Genomic DNA, 19,255 nt, shown 5'->3' on the forward strand with positions numbered 1-19,255 from the left:
GCGCGCCGCCCGTTTCGGCGCCCGGCCCCGTGTACCCGAGACATGGGCGCGCAAATCTGCTATGCATAGCATCTCGTCGAGGGCCGTAGCCGCCCGGGACCGGATGGCGCCGCACCCTCTCACATGATCTGGGGAGGACCTTGAAGATGACCGCAGCCGACATCATCAGATATGCCCGCGCCCTCTACCGCGCGCATGGCGACCGGGCCGAAGCCGAAGCCGCCCAACGGGTACGTGTGGAAACCGATGCCGGGAATACCGCTGAAGCCGAGACATGGCGCCGCATCCGGCGCTCGATCCATGAAATGCGCGGCCCAAGAGCGACCTGACCGGCAAAAGGCGGGCTGAACCCCATCGGAGCAGCGCGGCAAAGCCTTGCCGCCCGTATGGCGTGGGCCTTGGGCAGGACGGCGCATACCGTGAACGGGCGCGTCTGCCCTTCCAGAGAGTGCGTCAGCAGATGAGGTTGTTGTCCGCCTCTTCCTCGCGGGTTTCGTCATGCGCAGCGACCGCGATGCCGAAGGTCAGAATGCCCACACGCCCGGCGATCATCAGAACGATGACCACCAGCTTGCCCAGGGGAGACAGATCGCCGGTGATGCCCATGCTGAGCCCCACCGTGCCCATGGCCGAAATCGCCTCGAACATCAGCACCTCGAACTCCGCCCCCGCTTCGGTCAGCCCCAGCAGGAACAGCGCGACGAACAGAAGGGCGACGTAATAGGCCAGCGCGGCCGTGGCGCTTTGCAGCCTTTCGGCAGGCACCCTGCGCTTGGCCAGCCGCACCTCGTCCCGCCCCTTCAGCGTCGAGCGGACCAGCCCGAACAGCGCCGCCAGCGTGGTGGTCTTCAACCCCCCGCCGGTGCCCGCGGGCGACGCGCCGATCACCATCAGCCCCATCAACACCACCAGCCCCGCCATGGAGATCTCCCCGATCGGCCAGGTGTTGAACCCCACCGTGGTCGTGGCTGTCATCACCTGAAAAAACGCGGTCAGCAGGCGGTCCCACGGGCTCAGTTCGGCAATCGAGGCGTCGGCCACGTAGAAGAGCACGGTGCCGCCCGCCAGCAACCAGAAGGTCACCCGCAGGATCACTTTGGAGGTGAAGCCAAGATGCCGGGCGCCCCCGGTCAGGTTGCGCCAGGCATCGACAACGATCAGAAAGCCCACCGCGCCAAGGATCGACAGCGCGGACAGGGTCAGCACGACGGTCGTATTTGTCTGCATCATCTCGAAACTGGAGGAATTGAGGCTGAACCCCGCCGTACAAAATGCGGATATCGCGTGAAAAATCGCGGACCAGAGCGGATTTTCAACTCCTTCGGCCAGAAACGCCAGATAGAGGATGATCGCCCCCACGCTTTGCACCACGAAGGTGAAGATCACCACCGCGCTCAAAAAGCCGCGCACGCTGAAATCCTCCGGCAGGCTGAACTCCGCCTTGATGGTCCGCGATCGGACCCGGCTCAGCCGGTCCTGAAACGCCAGCAGGGCGAAGGAGCCGATCGTCATGTAGCCCAGCCCGCCCACCTGGATCAGAAGGATGATCACGCCCTCTCCGAACCAGGAAAAACTGCTGCCCGGATCGACGGTCACGAGGCCGGTCGTGGACACTGCGGAACTGGCGATGAACAACGCATCCAGCGCCGATACCGGCACCTCATGCGCAAGCGGCAGGCTCAGCAGGAACCAGCCGAATGCGGTGTAAAGCAGATATCCCAGCAGCAGAAGCTTGGCCGGATGCGTACGCCTCAGCGTCAGGTGCAGACCCGCCCAGATCCGTCGCAGCCGGTTGGTCCGATGCCCGGATCGGGCCGCGTCCTTGTCCATCGCAGATCCTTCGCCAATCGCTGGATAACGCGGCCGGGCCGGTTCGGTTCCCTCGGTTCAGGCCAGTGCGGCCCGTATCTTGGCGGCATTGGCCGCCAGAACGTCGCGGTCTTCCATGGTGCCGGGCGGGCGCAGGCTGATGCCTGCATGGCGCGGCAGCACGTGGAAATGGAGATGGAACACCTCCTGCCCGCCTGCCGCCTCGTTGAATTGCTGCAAGGTCACGCCGTCGGCCTCGAACGCAGCCATGACCGCGTGGGAAAGCTTCTGCACCGAGGCCATGCAGGCCGCCAGTTGCTGCGGCGTCGCATCCAGAATGTTGCGCGCGCGGCTGCGCGGAATGATCAGCACATGGCCATCGGCCCGCGGCATGATATCCATGAAGGCGACGGTCTCGTCATCTTCATAGACCCGCTCGGACGGCAGGTCGCCGTTCAGGATCTTCGCGAAAATATTGTCGGGGTCATATCTGGTCACGTGCCTGTCCTCGCTGGCTTTCTTCCGCAGACATAGCGTGTCCCCGCGGCTCAGGCCACATCCGCAACCGAGACCGGTCGGCGGCCCTCCGCCCATTCCCGCGCCGCCGCCCCGAAGGCCGCGAAAAGCGGGCGGGAGACGGGATCTTCCGCGGCGCGATACTCGGGATGCCACTGCACCGACAGGGTGAAACCCGGCGCATCGGCGATATAGATCGCCTCGGGTGTTCCGTCCGCGGCATGGCCGTCGATCACCACCCGCGCCCCGGCCTGTTTGATCCCCTGCCCGTGCAAAGTGTTGGTCATCACCTCGCGCGCGCCCATCAGCCGGTGAAACGGGCCACCCTCGCTGAATGTCACCGTGTGGCGCAGCGCGAATTTCTCCTCAAGCGTGCCATCGGGCGGCATCCGGTGGTTCATCCGGCCCGGCAGGTCGCGGATCTCGGGGTAGAGCGTGCCGCCCATGGCGACATTGACCTCCTGAAAGCCACGGCAGACCCCCAGAAACGGTTGCCCCCGCTCCACGCAGGCGCGGATCAGGGGCAAGGCAACCGCATCGCGGGCCCGGTCAAAGGCGCCATGGGCCTCCGTCTCGGCCTCGCCATATTCCTCCGGATGCACATTCGGCCGCCCGCCGGTGAAGAGAAATCCGGCGCAGGTCTCCAGCAATTCCCCGGTGGAGACAAACCGCGGATCCGCCGGGATCAGCATTGGCATGCCGCCGGACACCTCCGCCACCGCTTCGGAATTCATGGTCCCACCCGCATGGGTCGGGTATTGGTCGTTGACCAGATGATGGTTGCCGATGATGCCGATTACAGGTCGCGCCATATGCTCTCCGCGTCGCATGATCCGCTTTCTATACCTGCCCGGCCTGCCTCTGCAAACCCGCAGCGGGGCGAAACCCGCTGTGCATCCGCGCACGCCCCCACCGGCCCGGCGCTCAGGGCAGGCGCGCGGTCACCTCGATCTCGATCTTCATGCGCGGGTCCTGCAACGCCGCCACGATCATCGTCGCGGCGGGCCGCACCTCGCCCAGCCAGGCGCGGGTGACGGGCCAGCACGGCTCCCAATCCGCCCGGTCGGGCAGGATGTAGCGCACCCGCACCACATCCCGCATCCCGGCCCCGGCCTCGCGCAGGGCCATGTCGATATTGCGAAACGTCTGCTCTGCCTGCGTCGCTACATCCGCGCCGATCTCCATCGTGGCATAGTCGAACCCGGTCGTGCCGGCCACGAAGACCCAGCCGTCACACACCACCGCCCTCGAATACCCGATCTCCGCCTCGAAGGCGGAGCCTGAGGTAATCAGCCGCTGGCTCACGCGGCCCCCTCGAACCCCGCGGCCGCGATCCCGGCAAGCGCCGCCTCTGCATCGTTCTCGGAACTGTCGCCGGTCACGCCCACGGCGCCGACCACCTCGCCCGCCGCATCCTTGACCAGAACGCCGCCCGGCACCGGGATCACCTTGCCACCATAGGCCCCGTTCACCGCGGCCATGAAATAGGCCTGCGCCTCGGCCCGCGCCATCTGCGCCGAGCCGGGCATGCCCAGCATCACCGCGCCATAGGCCTTGCCCCGCGCGATCTCGAACCGGCCCGGGCTGGCCCCGTCTTCCCGTTCGAAGGCCAGAACGTGACCGCCCGCGTCCAGCACGACCACCGACAAGGGCTTCAGCCCCATGGTCCGGGCCTTGGCCCGCGTTTCGGCCACCATCTGCCGGGCCTTCTCCAGTGATATCGTCATCCGTTATCCTCCATTAAGGTTCATGCGCCGCGCGGCAGCACCGCACGGCATCCCCGCCGCGCTATCTCCTACGCGGCTTTCCATTCCAGCCTCCGGGCATGGAGGATCGGCTCGGTGTATCCGCTTGGCTGCACGCGGCCCTTGAACACCAGATCGCAGGCCGCCGCGAAGGCGATCCCGTTGAAACCGGGCGCCATGGGCACATAGGCGGGATCGTCCGCATTCTGGCGGTCCACGACCTCCGCCATCTTGCGCATCACCTCCATCACCTGGGCCTCGCTGACCACCTGATGATGCAGCCAGTTGGCGATATGCTGCGCGGAGATCCGGCAGGTCGCCCGATCCTCCATCAGCCCCACATCATTGATATCGGGCACTTTCGAGCAGCCCACGCCCTGATCGATCCAGCGCACCACATAACCAAGGATGCCCTGGGCGTTGTTCTCCACCTCGCGCAATATCTGCGCCTCGCTCCAGCGCCGATAGGCCGCCAGCGGGATATCCAGAAGCGCCGTGACATAGGCCCGCCGCCCGCCCGCGGCCAGGCTTTCCTGCACCGCGGCCACATCCACCTGATGATAATGCAGCGCATGAAGCGTGGCCGCCGTGGGCGACGGCACCCAGGCGCAATTCGCACCGGCCCGCGGATGTTCGATCTTGGCCTCCAGCATGGCGGCCATCTTGTCGGGCATCGCCCACATGCCCTTGCCGATCTGCGCCCGCCCCTTCAGGCCGCATTCCAGCCCGATATCCACATTCTGGTTCTCGTAGGCGGTGATCCAGGATTTCCGCTTGATGAAATCCTTGCGGCTGAACGGCCCGGCCTCCATCGAGGTGTGGATCTCGTCCCCGGTCCGGTCCAGAAACCCGGTATTGATGAATGCCACCCGATGTTTGGCGGCACGGATACATTCCTTGAGGTTGACGCTCGTGCGGCGTTCCTCATCCATGATCCCGAGCTTGACCGTGTAGCGCTCCAGCCCCAGCACCGCCTCGATCTTCGTGAAACTGGCATCCGCGAAGGCCACTTCCTCCGGCCCGTGCATCTTCGGCTTCACCACATAGACCGACCCGGCAACCGAATTGCGCGTGCCTTCGGTCTTGCGCAGGTCATGGCAGGCGATCAGCGTGGTGATCATCCCGTCCATCAGCCCCTCGAACGCCTCGGAGCCGTCCTTGAGCAGAATTGCCGGATTGGTCATCAGGTGACCCACATTCCGGACCAGCATCAAGGCCCGCGCCCGGACCTCCATCGGGCTGCCATCGGGTGCGCAATACGGCAGATCGCCGGCCAGTTTCCGGGTGATCGTCCGGCCGCCCTTTTCGAAGCTCTCCTCCAGATCGCCCTTCATCAGGCCCAGCCAGTTGCCATAGGCCAGAACCTTGTCCTCGGCATCGACGCAGGCCACGCTGTCCTCGCAATCCATGATTGCCGACACCGCCGCCTCCATGCGCACATCGGCCAGAAGCGCCTGATCCCGGCTTCCGATCGGATGGGCGCGATCGAACACCAGTTCAACATGCAACCCGTTATTGACCAGCAGGATCCGGTCGGGCGCGCGTCGGTCGCCCACATAGCCCGCGAATTTTCCGGGCTCGACCAGCGGCTTGTCGTCGACCAGCAGGGCGTCCTTTTCCACGTGGTAGCGCCGCACATCCGCATGGCTCGCCCCCACGATCGGAAACGCCTCGTCCAGAAACACGCGCGCCCGCGCCACAACCCGCGCGCCCCGGCCCCGGTCATACCCGCAGGAAGGTGGCAGGCTGCCCATCGCATCGGTGCCGTAGAACGCATCGTAAAGGCTGCCCCAGCGCGCATTGGCGGCGTTGAGCGCAAAACGCGCATTGGTGATCGGCACCACAAGCTGCGGCCCGGCCACGGTGGCGATCTCGGGGTCGATCCGCGAGGTGTCGATCTGGAAATCCTCGCCTTCGGGCGCCAGATAGCCAATCTCCTGCAGAAACAGGTGATAGCTGCTGGGGTCATGCACCTGCCCGCGCCGCGTCACGTGCCAGTCGTCGATCTGGCGCTGCAGCACCTCGCGCTTGGCCAGAAGGGCGCGGTTTTTCGGCGCCCCGTCATGCAACAGGTCCGAAAACCCTTCCCAGAAGGCCGCTTCGTCCACACCAGTGCCCGGCAGCGCCCGCGTTTCTATGAAATCCGCCAGTTCCCGCGCCACATGCAAGCTCGCCCGCGCCACCCGATCTGTCATCGTTGTCCAACCCTTTGCTGCCCGCTGCGGGGCCTTTCGCCATACAATGGTATGCAGTTAGAAAAAATCGGGCCGGGAGGCAAGGAAGCTGCGCGCCAAGACGCAAGAGATCAGCGCCGGCGCGCCCGTTCCGCACGACACCGCACCGAGCAGTACTGCACTTCGTCCCAGACATCCGCCCATTTCCGGCGCCAGACGAACGGGCGCCCGCAGGTCTTGCACAGCTTTGTGGGTAAGTCTCTTTTCTTTTTCATGATCAGATGCCTGAACGCCATACTTGATGTGGAAGATCCAGTACATGACGCTTCCCCGCCGGAACCTAGCGCCGGTGCGTCCCGGGTCAAAACATGCGCCCGCTTGCCCGCCGCCGCGCGCTGGCCTACCGTGCCCGCAATCCGCAACAGCCCTGTGAGCCGTTCCCCCGTGAAAGACGCCGCCACTACGGCCATTCATCTGGCCGATTACCGCCCCCCGAATTATCTGATCGACGAGGTGCACCTGCGCTTTCGGCTTGACCCGGGCGCGACGCGGGTGATCTCCCGCATCCGCTTTCGGGCCAATCCCGATGGGCTGGACGATGGCAATCTGATCCTGGATGGCGAGAATCTGCGCCTGATCGAGGTCCGCATCGATGGCATCCCCCTGACGGCGCTCGATTATCTGCTGACCGACACGCATCTGACCGTGCCTGCCGCGCGCCTGCCCGGCGACAGTTTCCTCTGGGAGGCCGAGGTCGAAATCGCGCCCAAGGACAACACAGCGCTGGAGGGTCTCTACATGTCCAACGGCATGTATTGCACCCAGTGCGAGGCGGAAGGCTTCCGCAAGATCACCTTCTACCCCGACCGTCCCGACGTCATGGCGCCTTTCACCGTGCGGATCGACAGTGAACTGCCAGTGCTGCTGTCGAACGGGAACCAGACCGCCCAGGGCCCCGGATTCGCCGAATGGCACGACCCATGGCCCAAACCCGCCTATCTGTTCGCGCTGGTCGCGGGCGATCTCAGGCCCGTGTCGGACAGCTTCACCACGATGGAGGGCAAGGAGGTGGCGCTCAACATCTGGGTCCGCCCCGGGGATGAAGACCGCTGCGGTTACGCGATGGATGCCCTCAAACGCTCCATGATCTGGGAGGAGAAGGTATATCGCCGCGCCTACGACTTGGATATTTTCAACATCGTTGCCGTTGACGATTTCAATATGGGGGCAATGGAGAACAAGGGGTTGAACATATTCAACTCCAAATATGTTCTCGCCAGTCCCGAGACCGCCACCGACCGCGATTTCGATTTCATCGAGCGGATCATCGCCCATGAATACTTCCACAACTGGACTGGCAACCGCATCACCTGCCGCGACTGGTTCCAGCTTTGCCTGAAGGAGGGTCTGACCGTCTTCCGCGACCAGCAGTTCACCGAGGACATGCGCAGCGCGCCGGTCAAACGGATCGAGGATGTGCTGCAATTGCGCACCCGCCAGTTCCGGGAGGACGCGGGCCCGCTGGCCCATAATGTCCGCCCCGACAGCTATATAGAGATCAACAACTTCTACACCGCGACCGTCTACGAGAAGGGCGCGGAGGTGATCCGCATGCTGCGGCTGCTTGTCGGCGCGGAAGCCTATGATCAGGCCCTTCAGCTCTATTTCGACCGCCATGATGGTCAGGCCTGCACGATCGAGGATTGGCTGGCCGTGTTCGAGGATGTCACCGCCCGCGATCTGAGCCAGTTCAAACGCTGGTACACGCAGGCCGGCACGCCCCATGTCACTGTCCGCGAGCATTTCGAGGACGGGACCTATCGGCTGACCCTGCGCCAGACGGTGCCGCCGACCCCCGATCAGCCGTTGAAGGAGCCCGCCGTGATCCCGGTTGCTTTCGGATTGCTGTCGCCCGCGGGGATCGAAACCCATCCGACGCGCATTATCGAGCTGGTGGACCCCGAAACCACTATCGAGATCGATGGGCTGGCCGAAAAACCGGTTCCGTCGCTGCTCCGCGGCTTCTCCGCCCCGGTCATTCTGGATCACGCCCCGAGTTTCGGGGACCGCGCGCTGCTTCTGGCCCATGACACCGACCCGTTCAACCGGTGGGAGGCCGGGCGCAGTCTCGCGCGGGAGACGCTGCTGGCCATGCTTGCGGACGGCGCGGCGCCCGCGCCCGCCTTTCTGGACGGGCTGGCGCGACTGGCCGCCGACGAGACGCTCGATGCGGATTTCCGGGCGCTGGCGCTGGCGCTTCCGTCAGAAGATGACATCGCCCAGGGCGCGGTCGATGCCGGTCTGGTGCCCGATCCCACGGCGATCTATGCCACGCGCAAGGCCCTGAAGGAGACGATAGGCCGTCACCTGAAACCCACGCTCGACGCGCTTTACGACGCGCTGGATCCGGGCCCCGTCTACAGCCCGGATGCCGCGCAGGCCGGCAAGCGCGCGCTGCGCAACGCGGCGCTTGGCCTTACCGCGCATCTCGATGCCGGGGCGCGGGCGCGGGCGCATTACGACGCGGCCGGCAACATGACCGATCAGCTTGCCGGGTTCGGCTGCCTGCTCGATATCGGCGATCCCGACATCGCCGCCCGGTTCTACGACCAGTGGCAGGATGACCGGCTGGTGATGGACAAATGGTTCCTGCTCCAGGTCGCCCATGCGGCGCCGGAAAAGGCGGTGGCGCTGGCCGAAACCCTTGCCGGGCACCCGTTGTTCGACTGGAAGAACCCCAACCGCTTCCGGTCGCTGGTTTCCGGCCTGACGGTGGGCAACCCTGCGGGGTTCCACGATCCGTCCGGGGCGGGCTACGCCTTTCTGGCGGATTGGCTGATCCGGCTCGACCGGCTGAACCCGCAGACCGCGGCGCGGATGTCCACCGCCTTCGACACCTGGAAACGCTATGACGCCGACCGTCAGGCGCTGATCGCGGCGGAGCTTACGCGGATCGCCGGAACCGACGGGCTCAGCCCCGATCTGGGCGAGATGATCGACCGGATGCGCGCCTAGCGGATCGCCTGCGTCACCAGCCACAGGCCTGCGATCAGCACCGGCTGGTGCACCAGATAGATGATCAGGGAATGCCGGCCCGGCCAGGCCAGACGCCGCGCCACCGGGCCCGGCACCCTCGGGCGGGGCAGCCGGCCGGAAAGATCCAGACCGCGCGCCAGCGCCAGACCCGCCAGAAACGGCGCCAGCCAGGGGAAAACGGGCTCGTAATCCAGCGTCGGCGCCCAATAGGTGCCCAACCCCGTCCACCAGAACCACGGCGCATTCAGGGCGTCGAACCGGACATATTGCGGCAGCAGGAACACAGCCACCGCCACCGCCAGCGTGACCGGCGCGGGCAGCCGCAGAAACGCAAGCCCGATCAGGCTGCATGCGGCGATCGAGTGCAGAATGCCGAAATAGATGAAACTCTGCGGCATCGCCACATAGGTCGCCGCGGTGATCAGAACGGCCGCGCCCGCCACCATGCCAAGCCGTCGCCAGAATGCGGGCCAGCGCATACCGCGCCCATGGGCCAGCCACAGGCTGACACCGGCCAGAAACAGGAAACTGCCCGCCACCAGCTTGGCAAACAGCGCCCAGCCCCCGGTGATCGCCGTTGCGGGCGGCACATAGCCGAACAGCGCCAGATCGAAGGTGAAATGATAGATCACCATCCCCGCGAGCGCCGCTGTCCTCGCCAGATCCAGCGCGACGATCCGCGCCACGCCTTCGGGTTCCGCCTCTGTCACGCTTGCCACGGTTCTGCCTCTGCCAGTTTCCCGGCAGAGTAGCGTCTCCCGCCGCCGCCGCCACCCCCGATCCGCAAAGACCCGCCTATCATCGTCCCGTCATCTTCGTTTCATCGGGGCGTTACGGAGATCGTGTTTCTGCCTGCCATGGATATCGCGGCCCGCACCGACCCGTTGATCGCCGAACGCGCGCCATGGCTGTTTTCGGACGGCCCGGGCATTGCTCAGGCGCGGGCGCTCCTGAACCTGCTTCTGGGCTACCGGCGCACGCTTGCCCTTGGCGCGGCGCTGCAACCGCTGCCTCCGCAGGAGATCATGGCCCATCTCGCCCGTCTGATCGCGCGCGACGTCACCGCCCGCGGGCTGGCCCATATCCCCGCGTCGGGCCCCGCACTGATCGTCGCCAACCATCCCACCGGCATTGCCGACGGGATCATCCTGCATCATCTGATCCTCCAGCGCCGGAGCGATGTCTTCATCATGGCCAATGCCGATATTCTGCGGGTCCTGCCGCAGATGGAGGAGCTTATCCTGCCGGTGGAATGGCGCGTGGAAAAACGCGGGCACGCCAAGACGCGGGCGACGATGCTGGCGCTGCAGCGCGCCATTGGCGATGGCAGGCTCGGGGTGATCTTCCCCTCGGGCCGTCTGGCAAAACGCCGGGGTCTGCGGCTTGAGGAACGCCCCTGGATGGCGTCGGCCGCGATGATCGCCCGGAAATTCGGGCTGCCGGTGATCCCGGTGCATATCCGCGCGCGAAACTCGGCGCTCTTCTATGCGTTCGACGCCCTCCACCCCAGCCTGCGCGACATCACCTTGTTTCACGAGACGCTGAACAAGGCGCGCCAGCCGTTCCGCGTGACCATCGGCCGGCCCGTGCCGCCCGCGTCCCTGCCCGCCGACGGAACCGAAGCGATCGATGTCCTGCGCCGCCGGACCTTGTCGCTTGCCGGACGCGATCAGCACCCCGGGGTTTCGCTCCTCGCCGCCGGCCGCCCGGTCTTCGGCCAGCCGCTGGCCTAAGCTTTCCCAATCCGTGCCATAATGCGGGCGCAATACCGACCTATCCAGATTCCATGACCGGCGACTTCGAATATCGCGCCCGCCATGGCGGGCTTGCCCTCAGCATCGTGGCGTTTGCGGGCCTCGCCCTGCTTTCGGCGTTCCTGTGGCAATCGATGCCCGGTTTCGTGCTGCTTCTGATGATCCCGGCGCTTGCGGTCTGCCTCTGGCAGATGATCGTGACGCCGGTTTACGGGCTGCATCTGTCCCGCGATGTCTGGCATATTCTCGAAGGCCCGAACGACCGGCACCTGCCCACGGCCTCTATCGCCCATCTGCGGGTCAGCGACCGCGACGGCACCGCCCGCTGCACGATCGTGATGACCGATGGCGCGGAAATCGAGTTGCCCGATCTGGCCGTTCCCTCGCCCCTCGTGCTGATCCGCGAGGCCACGAATCGCGGCATTCCGGTGCGCGAGATCTGATCTAATCCGCCGATGTCATGCGCTCGGGCCGCGGCTGCGGCAGAACCGGCGCGGGCACCAGCCCGGCAGGGCGCAGAACCGGCCGGGTCGGCGGCCGGCAATACTCCTGCCGGCGAACCCAGTTCCGCATCTCCTCGCGCTTGCGGCGCGAATGAAACGGCCCCCAATCGGCGGCCACACCGCGCATCCCTTCGGCCACGACCCCGTCGCGCGGCACCGTGGCGGCCATGATCCGGATCCCGCAGCGCAGATTGGCCGCCCCGTCCAGCAGGCCCTGCCCGGTGCGGACCTCGCAATTGCGCCAGCGCGCGGTGCCGGGCGCGATCTGCACCAGTCCGAACCAGCGGCCACCGCCGCCCACGGCGCGGGGCCGGTGGCTGCTTTCATGCCAGGCCAGCGTGGAAACCAGCCCCGCCCAGAACGCCGCGCGCTGTGCCCGGTCGGCCGTTTCATAGGCCGGGCACCAGGCCTCGATATCGCCTGGCACCACATCCAGCAGGTCCGATCCATGCCCGCGCAGGGCCGCCATCACCGCAAGGCTCCAGCGCGTGGCCCGCGGATGGCGGCCGTCCCACTGCATCGCGGGCACCGACCATTCGGGCCGCTGAACCGGCATGGGGCTCAGCCACGGGGCCATGGCGGAGCCCTCGAAATCCTCGGGCAGACTCATCTGCGGGCTTACCGTCATCGTGCCGGCCGTCACGCCACCATTGGCGCGGTCCACCTCCTGCGCGCCAAGCAATCCGGGCCAGAGCCCGATCAAAATTCCATAACAGGCCAGTCGCAAGTTCATGCGTAGCCCCCTCCCAGATATAGCGCTGCTTAGCCTGACGAGTCGTTAACCATACGGCAAGCCCGCCCGGGGCCAGATTCGGGAAACAATCCACAAGCCTGTGGAAAACGTGGGTTTAGCCCCTCCCGCCACCCCCTCACGGCGGCTCCGTCAGGGCACTGTTTTCCACATCGCCTCTGCCGCGCATCCACTCTCTTTCGGGGCATGAATCCAGTCATCAACAGGTCCTTCAGACGGGGCCGACCGGGCAGCGCCGGAGCTTATGCCCGGCAGTAGCCTTGCTGGCTGATCCAGGCCCGCATTTCTTCGCGCTTGTTCCGCATCACCATCGGGCCCCAATCGGCCGCGATCCCGTCGCCACCGGCCGAGATGACCCCGTCCCGCGGCACCGTATTGGCCCAGATCCGCAGCGCGCAGCGCAGATTGGCCTCGCCATCCTGAAGGGCCGTGCCGCTGCGCGCCGCGCAGCCGTAACCCCTTGCCGTCGCAGGGGCAATCTGGACCAGACCGAACCAGCGCCCGCCGCCGCCGACCGCCTCGGGCCGCCAGGTGCTTTCGTGTTTCGCAAGCGCCGACAACAGCCCCGTCCAGAACGCCGCGCGCTCCTGCACGCTGGCCTCGGGATAGGCCGGGCACCACGCCCTGATATCGTTCGGAACGATCTCGGTCAGCACGGCCGCATCTCCCTCCAGCATCGCCAGCGACGCTTCGGTCCATAGCGCGCCGTCGGGCCGGAAATCCCAACGCATCGGCGGTGTCATGTTGCTGGTGGACATGTCCGGCGTGGCGGACACACATCCGCCAAGGCCCAGAAGCCCCACACATAAAACGATCCGACCCCAGAACTGGCTCATAACTAACCTCAAACAGGAAACAATCTTGCAGGCACGGCTATCTGCCCTGCCGGGTGGCGGCATGCAACCTGTCCGAAAGTCCATAGGCCGAACCTTGCCGAAACCCGGCCGATCCGGGCGATATCCCACTTGCCGCGGCGCGATTTCGCGCCCCCCGCACATGCCGCGGCTCTGCCCGACAGACGGCCGCCGCCTCTTGCCCCACCCCGGCACCTCGCCTAAACCGCGACTGACAGCCTCGTGGAGACCGACATGCTCGACCTGACCTATGACACGCCCAAGCCCAAAGTGATCCCCGGCGCCAAGCAGGACTGGGAACTTGTCATCGGCATGGAGGTGCACGCGCAGGTCTCCTCCAACGCCAAGCTCTTCTCGGGCGCCTCTACCAGTTTCGGGGCCGAGCCCAATTCCAACGTCGCCTTCGTGGATGCCGGCATGCCCGGCATGCTGCCGGTGATCAACGAATTCTGCGTCGAACAGGCGGTGCGCACCGGCCTTGGCCTGAAGGCGCAGATCCACCTGCGGTCCGCCTTCGACAGGAAGAACTACTTCTATCCCGACCTGCCGCAGGGCTACCAGATCAGCCAGTTGTACCACCCGATCGTGGGCGAAGGCGAAGTGCTGGTGGAAATGGGTGACGGCACCGCCCGCATGGTGCGGATCGAGCGTATCCACCTGGAACAGGACGCGGGCAAATCCATCCATGACATGGACCCGGCCATGTCCTTCGTCGATCTCAACCGCACCGGTGTCGCGCTGATGGAGATCGTCTCCCGCCCCGACATACGCGGGCCGGAGGAGGCCGCCGCCTATGTCACCAAGCTGCGCCAGATCCTGCGCTATCTGGGCACCTGCGACGGCAACATGCAAAACGGCAATCTGCGCGCCGATGTGAACGTGTCGGTCTGCGCGCCCGGCCAGTATGAAAAGTATCAGGCCACGCAGGATTTCTCCCATCTGGGCACGCGGTGCGAGATCAAGAACATGAACTCCCTGCGGTTCATCCAGCAAGCCATCGATTTCGAGGCGAAGCGCCAGATCGCCATTCTGGAATCCGGCGGCTCGGTTCATCAGGAAACCCGGCTCTACGACCCCGACAAGGGCGAAACCCGGTCCATGCGCTCCAAGGAGGAGGCGCATGATTACCGGTATTTCCCCTGCCCCGATCTTCTGCCGCTGGAGATCGAACAGGATTGGGTCGATCATATCGAGGCCACCCTGCCCGAGCTGCCGGACGCCAAGAAGGCCCGGTTCATGGGTGAGTTCGGACTGTCGGATTATGACGCCAGCGTGCTGACCGCCGACACCGCATCGGCGGCCTATTTCGAAGCCGTGGCCGCCGGCAGTGACGGCAAACTGGCCGCCAACTGGGTCATCAACGAGTTGTTCGGGCGTCTCAAGAAGGAAGATCACGACATCACCGAAAGCCCGGTCTCGCCCGCGCAGCTTTCCGGCATCATCACGCTGATCAAGGCCGGTGACATCTCCGGCAAGATCGCCAAGGAGCTGTTCGAGATCGTCTATACCGAGGGTGGCGACCCCGCCGAAATCGTCGCGGCGCGGGGCATGAAACAGGTCACCGATACCGGCGCGATCGAGACCGCGGTGGACGAGATCATCGCCGCCAATCCCGATCAGGTGGAAAAGGCCAAGCAGAACCCCAAGCTTGCGGGCTGGTTCGTGGGTCAGGTGATGAAGGCCACGGGCGGCAAGGCCAACCCGAAAGCCGTGAACGAGATCGTTTCCAGGAAACTGGCGGGCGGCTGACGGGATCGGGGGCGGCCTTGACCTTGCCTCAGGCCCCTTTTCGCTTATGATCCCGCCCGTCACGGGCGCGAGGGGCCAATGCAGAGATACGAGTACAAGGTCGTTCCGGCCCCGGAAAAAGGGTTGAAAACCAAAGGTGTAAAACCCGGTGCGCCGCGGTTCGCCCATACTCTGGAAAACCTGATGAACGGGCTGGGCGCCGAGGGCTGGGAATACATCCGCGCCGATACGCTGCCCTGCACCGAACGGGCGGGGCTGACCGGCAGCCAGACCATCTACCGCAATGTGCTGATTTTCCGCCGCGGGCTGGAGAGCGACACCGGCGAGACGGCCGAGACCGCGCCCGACCCCATCCTGATAGAGGCGATGCCCGATCCGGAACCCGACCATGCCGGGGAGACCGCCGAACCCGACGCCACGCCTGACACCCCGCGCGAAGACAGCATCGCCGCGCAATAGCCCCTAGCTGCGGATATCCAGCGACAGGGCGTGGATTTCGCCCATGAGATCCCGGCCCAGGGCCTCATGCACCGCGCGGTGTCGCGCGATCCGGCTCAAACCATCAAAGCCATCGCTTTGAATAGTCACGCGAAAATGACTCTCTCCGCCCTCCTGATATCCCGCATGCCCGCGGTGGCTCTCACTTTCGTCGATCACCTCCAGCAGCACCGGATCGAATGCCTGCGCCAGCCGTGACTGGATTTTCTCGGTTCGCGTCATTATTTTCGCCTGCCCCCTCTTCACCTCACCGCCCAAAACTCTAAACTGGCTGCTCCGAGTCGAAAAGGCACTCTGATGACCGAAAAAGACCCGTTCAATTTCGACCTCCGCGTCTCCACCGACAAAAAGAAGCGCCGGGGCGGTCGTCGCGGCATGTCCGGGGCGTTCGAAACCTCACAACGGGTCTGCGAACATCCCGGCTGCGAGGAGGCGGGCCAGTATCGCGCGCCGAAATCCCCCGATGTGCTGGATGACTATCTCTGGTTCTGCCGCGAGCATGTGCGCGAGTACAATCTGAAGTGGAATTTCTTCGACGGCACGACCGAAGCCGAGATGGAGGCGCAGCTGGACCGCGATCGCGTCTGGGACCGCCCCACCAAGCCCTTCCGGCAATCGGCGGAGGAACGGGCCTGGGCCCGGCTTGGCATTGATGACGCGCATCAGGTGCTTGGCGGCAACGCCACGCGCAACCCCGGGAAAAGCATCACCGGAACCCGCAAGCTGCCCCCGACCGAGCGTCGCGCGCTGGACATTCTGGAGGCCAAGGACCACTGGGCCAAGGCAGAGATCCGAAAATCATACAAGGCCCTGATCAAGGTGCTGCACCCGGATATGAACGGGGGCGACCGCACCGATGAAGATCGCCTGCAAGAGGTCGTCTGGGCCTGGGACCAGATCAAGGAAAGCCGCAATTTCAAGGACTAAGCTCGTAGCGGGCCCTTCGAACCCCGCCTCTTCCAGTCTCCGGTCGGGGCGACGGATGCCGATCCCGGCATGACCGGCCATCGCGTCGCGACCCTGATCCTGGGTGCCGGTGCGGCAGGCCTGATGTGTGCGGTCCATGCCGGGCCGGACACGCTTGTGATCGACCATGCCAAGGCGCCGGGAGAGAAGATCCGCATCTCCGGTGGCGGGCGCTGCAACTTCACCAATCTGGGCACGGCGCCCGAGAACTTCCTTTCCGAAAACCCCCATTTCGCGAAATCCGCGCTCAGCCGGTACACGCAGTGGGATTTTCTGGATCTGCTCGCCCGGCACCGGATCCCGTGGCACGAGAAGGCCCTGGGGCAGCTTTTCTGCGACCGTTCGGCCAAGGACATCATCCAGATGCTGCTGGCCGAGATGCAGCCCGCCAATCTGTGGCTGAACAGTTCGGTCGAGGAAATCCGCCATGATGGCACGGAGTTCGCCATCCGCCTGATCCGCGAGGGCAGGCCCGTCACCGTTATCGCACACAATCTGGTAGTGGCGACGGGCGGGAAATCGATCCCGAAAATGGGGGCCAGCGCGCTTGGCTATCAAATCGCGGAGCAGTTCGGCCACCGCCTGACCGACACGCGCCCCGCCCTCGTCCCACTCACGTTCAATGAAGAGGTCAAGGCCGGTTTCGCGGCATTGTCCGGCACCGCCGTGGACACGCGGATCACCTGCAACGGAGCCAGCTTCGAGGAGGCGATGCTGTTCACCCATCGCGGCCTGTCCGGGCCGGCTGTCCTGCAAATCTCCTCCTATTGGCGGGAGGGAGACCGGCTTTCCATCCATCTTCGCCCGGATCAGGATATCTTCGGCTGGCTGCGCGACCGGCGCATCACGGAGGGGGGCAAGGCGATCGGAACCCATCTGGCGGAGATCCTGCCGCGAAAACTTGCCCGGCATCTGGCCGCCGAACTTGGCTTGTCGGGCAATCTTGCCGATCTGTCCGACACCGCGCTTCGCAGCTTGGCCGATGCCCTGACCGCATGGGAGCTGACCCCGACCTCGTCGGAAGGCTACCGCACCGCGGAGGTGACGCTCGGCGGAGTGGCGACCGATCAGGTCAGTTCGAAAACCATGGAATCGCAACGGGTTCCGGGGCTCTACCTGATCGGCGAGGTGATGGATGTCACCGGCTGGCTGGGCGGCTACAATTTCCAATGGGCCTGGGCGTCGGGCGCAGCGGCCGGACGCGCCATCGCCGGGCAGGCGCGCGCGCCCCTTACGTCCGCCAGAACGCCGCGGTAAACAGAACGAAAACCGCCATCAGTTCCAGACGGCCGATCAGCATGGCCGCCGACAAGATCCATTTCGCCGTGTCGTTCAGCTCCGCGAATGTGCCCGCGGGGCCGATCACCGGGCCAAGCCCCGGGCCGATATTACCCAGCGCGGTTGCCGCACCGGACACGGCGGTGATGAAATCAAGCCCGGTCAGCCCAAGCAAGATGGCGACCACCCCAAGGGTGACGAAGAACAGAACGAAAAACGCCATCACCGAGTTCAGCACGTCCTCCGCCACCGGGCGGCCCTGATAGCGTGGCTCGAAAATGCCATGGGGGGCGTAGAGCCGTTTCACCTGGGTGGAGATCGACGCCATCAGAAGCTGGTAGCGGAACACCTTGATCGAGCAGGAGGTCGATCCGGCGCAGCCGCCGATCAGCCCCGCAAAGAAGAAGACCACGACCGCGAAAGCCCCCCACTGCATGTAGTCGGCGCTGGCGTACCCGGTGCCGGTAACGATCGAAACCGTGTTGAACAGCGCCTTGCGCAGGGCAAACTCCCCGCCCGCCGCGTCGCCGAGAACCAGCCAGAGCGTCATGACCGAGACAAGCGCAAGAACGGTCAGGAAGAACGCCCGGATCTGGCTGTCGATCCAGAGTGGCCGGGCCGAGCCCGCCACCAGCTGAACATAGCGCACGAACGGCAGGGCCGCGAGCAGCATGAAGACCACGGCGGCGTATTCCACCCCCGGGCCGAAGGCCCCGAAAGACGCATCGGAGTTGGCAAATCCGCCGGTCGCCACCGTCGTCATGGCATGCACGATGGCATCGAAGACATCCATGCCGAGGCTTGCGTAGGCCGCCGCGCAAAACAGCGTCAGGGTCAGGTAGATCACCCAGATCCGGCTGGCGATTTCCGTGGCGCGCGGAAGGATCTTTCCGAAGGTATCGAATCCTTCGGAGCGGAAGATCTGCATGCCGCCGACTCGCAATTCGGGCAGGAACACCATCGCCACGATGATGATGCCGATCCCGCCGAACCATTGCAGAAGACCCCGCCAGAGCAGGATCCCCTCGGGCAGCTGGTCCAGCCCGGTCAGAACGGTGGAGCCTGTGGTGGTCAGCCCCGACATCGCTTCGAAAAAGGCATCGACATACGCCGCCTCTGTCGCGCCGAAGACGAAGGGCAGCGCCCCGAAAACCGGCAACACGAGCCAGACCCCTGTGGTCAGCAGGAAGGTCTGCTGAAGGGTCAGGCCCCGGGTCACCGCATTGGCGCAGGCCAGTGTCAGGAACACGCCGATCACAATGGTGATCAGAGCGGCCTCGGCAAAGCTCTGCCAGTGACCGTTCCGCATGTAGAGATCGACACCCAAAGGCAGCAGCATCGTTGCCCCCAGCACCGATACCAAAAGTCCCAGAACGTAGCCCACCGGCCGCAGGTCAAACATGGCGCCGAGCGTTGGCGCGACGGCGCTTTGGTGTCAAGCGATAGAGCCTGCCGGGACCCCGCTGACGCCGGACAAGCCGTCAGGGAAAACATGCCACTTTCTATTGAGTTGATAGGATAAGCACGTTACCTTCACGTTAAGTCTCCAGATTTTGGTTTCTTTTCATGCGGCCAACACCCGCGACATATCCCAGCCCCCCGTAGCCGCGACGGCCACGAGC

General features: G+C 65.2%; 20 protein-coding genes. 8 read left to right on the top strand and 12 right to left on the bottom strand.

Annotated features, from left to right (window positions below; all coding sequences use genetic code 11):
* Window positions 1-146 precede the first annotated feature (146 nt).
* Entirely contained in the window at window positions 147-329 is a 183-nt protein-coding gene (locus tag ACQ651_RS08940; RefSeq protein ID WP_121897158.1) for a hypothetical protein, read from the top strand.
* 124 nt (window positions 330-453) lie between these two features.
* Here ACQ651_RS08940 and ACQ651_RS08945 read toward each other — a convergent pair whose 3' ends face one another.
* From ACQ651_RS08945 to ACQ651_RS08975, 7 genes are all read right to left on the bottom strand, one after another.
* On the bottom strand, window positions 454-1,830 hold the full coding sequence (locus ACQ651_RS08945; protein ID WP_227287235.1) for a TrkH family potassium uptake protein: 1,377 nt from the start codon (window positions 1,828-1,830) through the stop codon (window positions 454-456).
* Between the two features lie 57 nt (window positions 1,831-1,887).
* Entirely contained in the window at window positions 1,888-2,307 is a 420-nt protein-coding gene (locus tag ACQ651_RS08950) for an HIT family protein (RefSeq protein ID WP_227287236.1), read from the bottom strand.
* Window positions 2,308-2,357: 50 nt separating this feature from the next.
* Complete coding sequence (locus ACQ651_RS08955; RefSeq protein WP_227287237.1) at window positions 2,358-3,137, bottom strand: gamma-glutamyl-gamma-aminobutyrate hydrolase family protein; 780 nt, start codon at window positions 3,135-3,137, stop codon at window positions 2,358-2,360.
* A 112-nt stretch (window positions 3,138-3,249) separates the two neighbouring features.
* Window positions 3,250-3,630: a RidA family protein gene (locus ACQ651_RS08960; RefSeq protein ID WP_430449078.1), complete on the bottom strand. Its 381-nt coding sequence runs from the start codon at window positions 3,628-3,630 to the stop codon at window positions 3,250-3,252.
* A complete protein-coding gene (locus ACQ651_RS08965) occupies window positions 3,627-4,052 on the bottom strand; it encodes a GlcG/HbpS family heme-binding protein (RefSeq protein WP_227287239.1) in 426 nt (141 codons plus the stop codon). Before ACQ651_RS08965 ends, ACQ651_RS08960 begins: the two co-directional genes overlap by 4 nt.
* A gap of 68 nt (window positions 4,053-4,120) precedes the next feature.
* A complete protein-coding gene (locus ACQ651_RS08970) occupies window positions 4,121-6,265 on the bottom strand; it encodes a malate synthase G (protein WP_430449079.1) in 2,145 nt (714 codons plus the stop codon).
* A 110-nt stretch (window positions 6,266-6,375) separates the two neighbouring features.
* A complete protein-coding gene (locus ACQ651_RS08975) occupies window positions 6,376-6,714 on the bottom strand; it encodes a DUF2256 domain-containing protein (protein ID WP_430449080.1) in 339 nt (112 codons plus the stop codon).
* Here ACQ651_RS08975 and pepN point away from each other — a divergent pair.
* Window positions 6,689-9,259, top strand: a complete 2,571-nt coding sequence (gene pepN, locus ACQ651_RS08980; protein WP_430449081.1) for an aminopeptidase N — start codon at window positions 6,689-6,691, stop codon at window positions 9,257-9,259. The two genes, ACQ651_RS08975 and pepN, sit on opposite strands and share 26 nt — an antisense overlap.
* Here pepN and ACQ651_RS08985 read toward each other — a convergent pair.
* On the bottom strand, window positions 9,256-9,999 hold the full coding sequence (locus ACQ651_RS08985) for a heparan-alpha-glucosaminide N-acetyltransferase (RefSeq protein ID WP_227287243.1): 744 nt from the start codon (window positions 9,997-9,999) through the stop codon (window positions 9,256-9,258). The two genes, pepN and ACQ651_RS08985, sit on opposite strands and share 4 nt — an antisense overlap.
* Before the next feature lie 138 nt (window positions 10,000-10,137).
* Here ACQ651_RS08985 and ACQ651_RS08990 point away from each other — a divergent pair, with 138 nt between their 5' ends.
* The gene (locus ACQ651_RS08990) at window positions 10,138-11,013 is read left to right on the top strand and encodes a lysophospholipid acyltransferase family protein (RefSeq protein WP_227287314.1); all 876 of its coding nucleotides are present in this window, start codon (window positions 10,138-10,140) and stop codon (window positions 11,011-11,013) included.
* 53 nt (window positions 11,014-11,066) lie between these two features.
* Complete coding sequence (locus ACQ651_RS08995) at window positions 11,067-11,477, top strand: hypothetical protein (protein WP_121897149.1); 411 nt, start codon at window positions 11,067-11,069, stop codon at window positions 11,475-11,477.
* Window position 11,478: 1 nt separating this feature from the next.
* Here the strand turns inward: ACQ651_RS08995 and ACQ651_RS09000 are convergent, their stop codons facing one another.
* Together ACQ651_RS09000 and ACQ651_RS09005 are read right to left on the bottom strand one after the other, a co-directional pair.
* Entirely contained in the window at window positions 11,479-12,270 is a 792-nt protein-coding gene (locus ACQ651_RS09000; RefSeq protein WP_227287244.1) for a transglycosylase SLT domain-containing protein, read from the bottom strand.
* 260 nt (window positions 12,271-12,530) lie between these two features.
* Window positions 12,531-13,124, bottom strand: coding sequence for a transglycosylase SLT domain-containing protein (locus ACQ651_RS09005; protein WP_375552011.1), 594 nt, complete (start codon window positions 13,122-13,124; stop codon window positions 12,531-12,533).
* Window positions 13,125-13,376: 252 nt separating this feature from the next.
* Here ACQ651_RS09005 and gatB point away from each other — a divergent pair, with 252 nt between their 5' ends.
* Window positions 13,377-14,891, top strand: a complete 1,515-nt coding sequence (gene gatB, locus ACQ651_RS09010) for an Asp-tRNA(Asn)/Glu-tRNA(Gln) amidotransferase subunit GatB (protein WP_430449082.1) — start codon at window positions 13,377-13,379, stop codon at window positions 14,889-14,891.
* A gap of 78 nt (window positions 14,892-14,969) precedes the next feature.
* On the top strand, window positions 14,970-15,350 hold the full coding sequence (locus ACQ651_RS09015) for a DUF4177 domain-containing protein (protein ID WP_430449083.1): 381 nt from the start codon (window positions 14,970-14,972) through the stop codon (window positions 15,348-15,350).
* Between the two features lie 3 nt (window positions 15,351-15,353).
* On the opposite strand, the gene ACQ651_RS09020 is transcribed toward ACQ651_RS09015, so the two are convergent.
* Window positions 15,354-15,611, bottom strand: a complete 258-nt coding sequence (locus ACQ651_RS09020; protein WP_227287248.1) for a BolA family protein — start codon at window positions 15,609-15,611, stop codon at window positions 15,354-15,356.
* A 75-nt stretch (window positions 15,612-15,686) separates the two neighbouring features.
* Here ACQ651_RS09020 and ACQ651_RS09025 point away from each other — a divergent pair, with 75 nt between their 5' ends.
* A complete protein-coding gene (locus tag ACQ651_RS09025) occupies window positions 15,687-16,316 on the top strand; it encodes a DnaJ domain-containing protein (protein ID WP_121897145.1) in 630 nt (209 codons plus the stop codon).
* Window positions 16,317-16,385: 69 nt separating this feature from the next.
* Window positions 16,386-17,612, top strand: a complete 1,227-nt coding sequence (locus ACQ651_RS09030; RefSeq protein ID WP_430449084.1) for an NAD(P)/FAD-dependent oxidoreductase — start codon at window positions 16,386-16,388, stop codon at window positions 17,610-17,612.
* On the opposite strand, the gene ACQ651_RS09035 is transcribed toward ACQ651_RS09030, so the two are convergent.
* Entirely contained in the window at window positions 17,587-19,035 is a 1,449-nt protein-coding gene (locus ACQ651_RS09035) for a TrkH family potassium uptake protein (protein ID WP_375552007.1), read from the bottom strand. The genes ACQ651_RS09030 and ACQ651_RS09035 overlap by 26 nt on opposite strands.
* Window positions 19,036-19,255: the final 220 nt, after the last annotated feature.

The sequence above is a fragment of the Rhodophyticola sp. genome (assembly GCF_965284195.1).
In the GTDB taxonomy this organism is placed as follows: domain Bacteria; phylum Pseudomonadota; class Alphaproteobacteria; order Rhodobacterales; family Rhodobacteraceae; genus Rhodophyticola.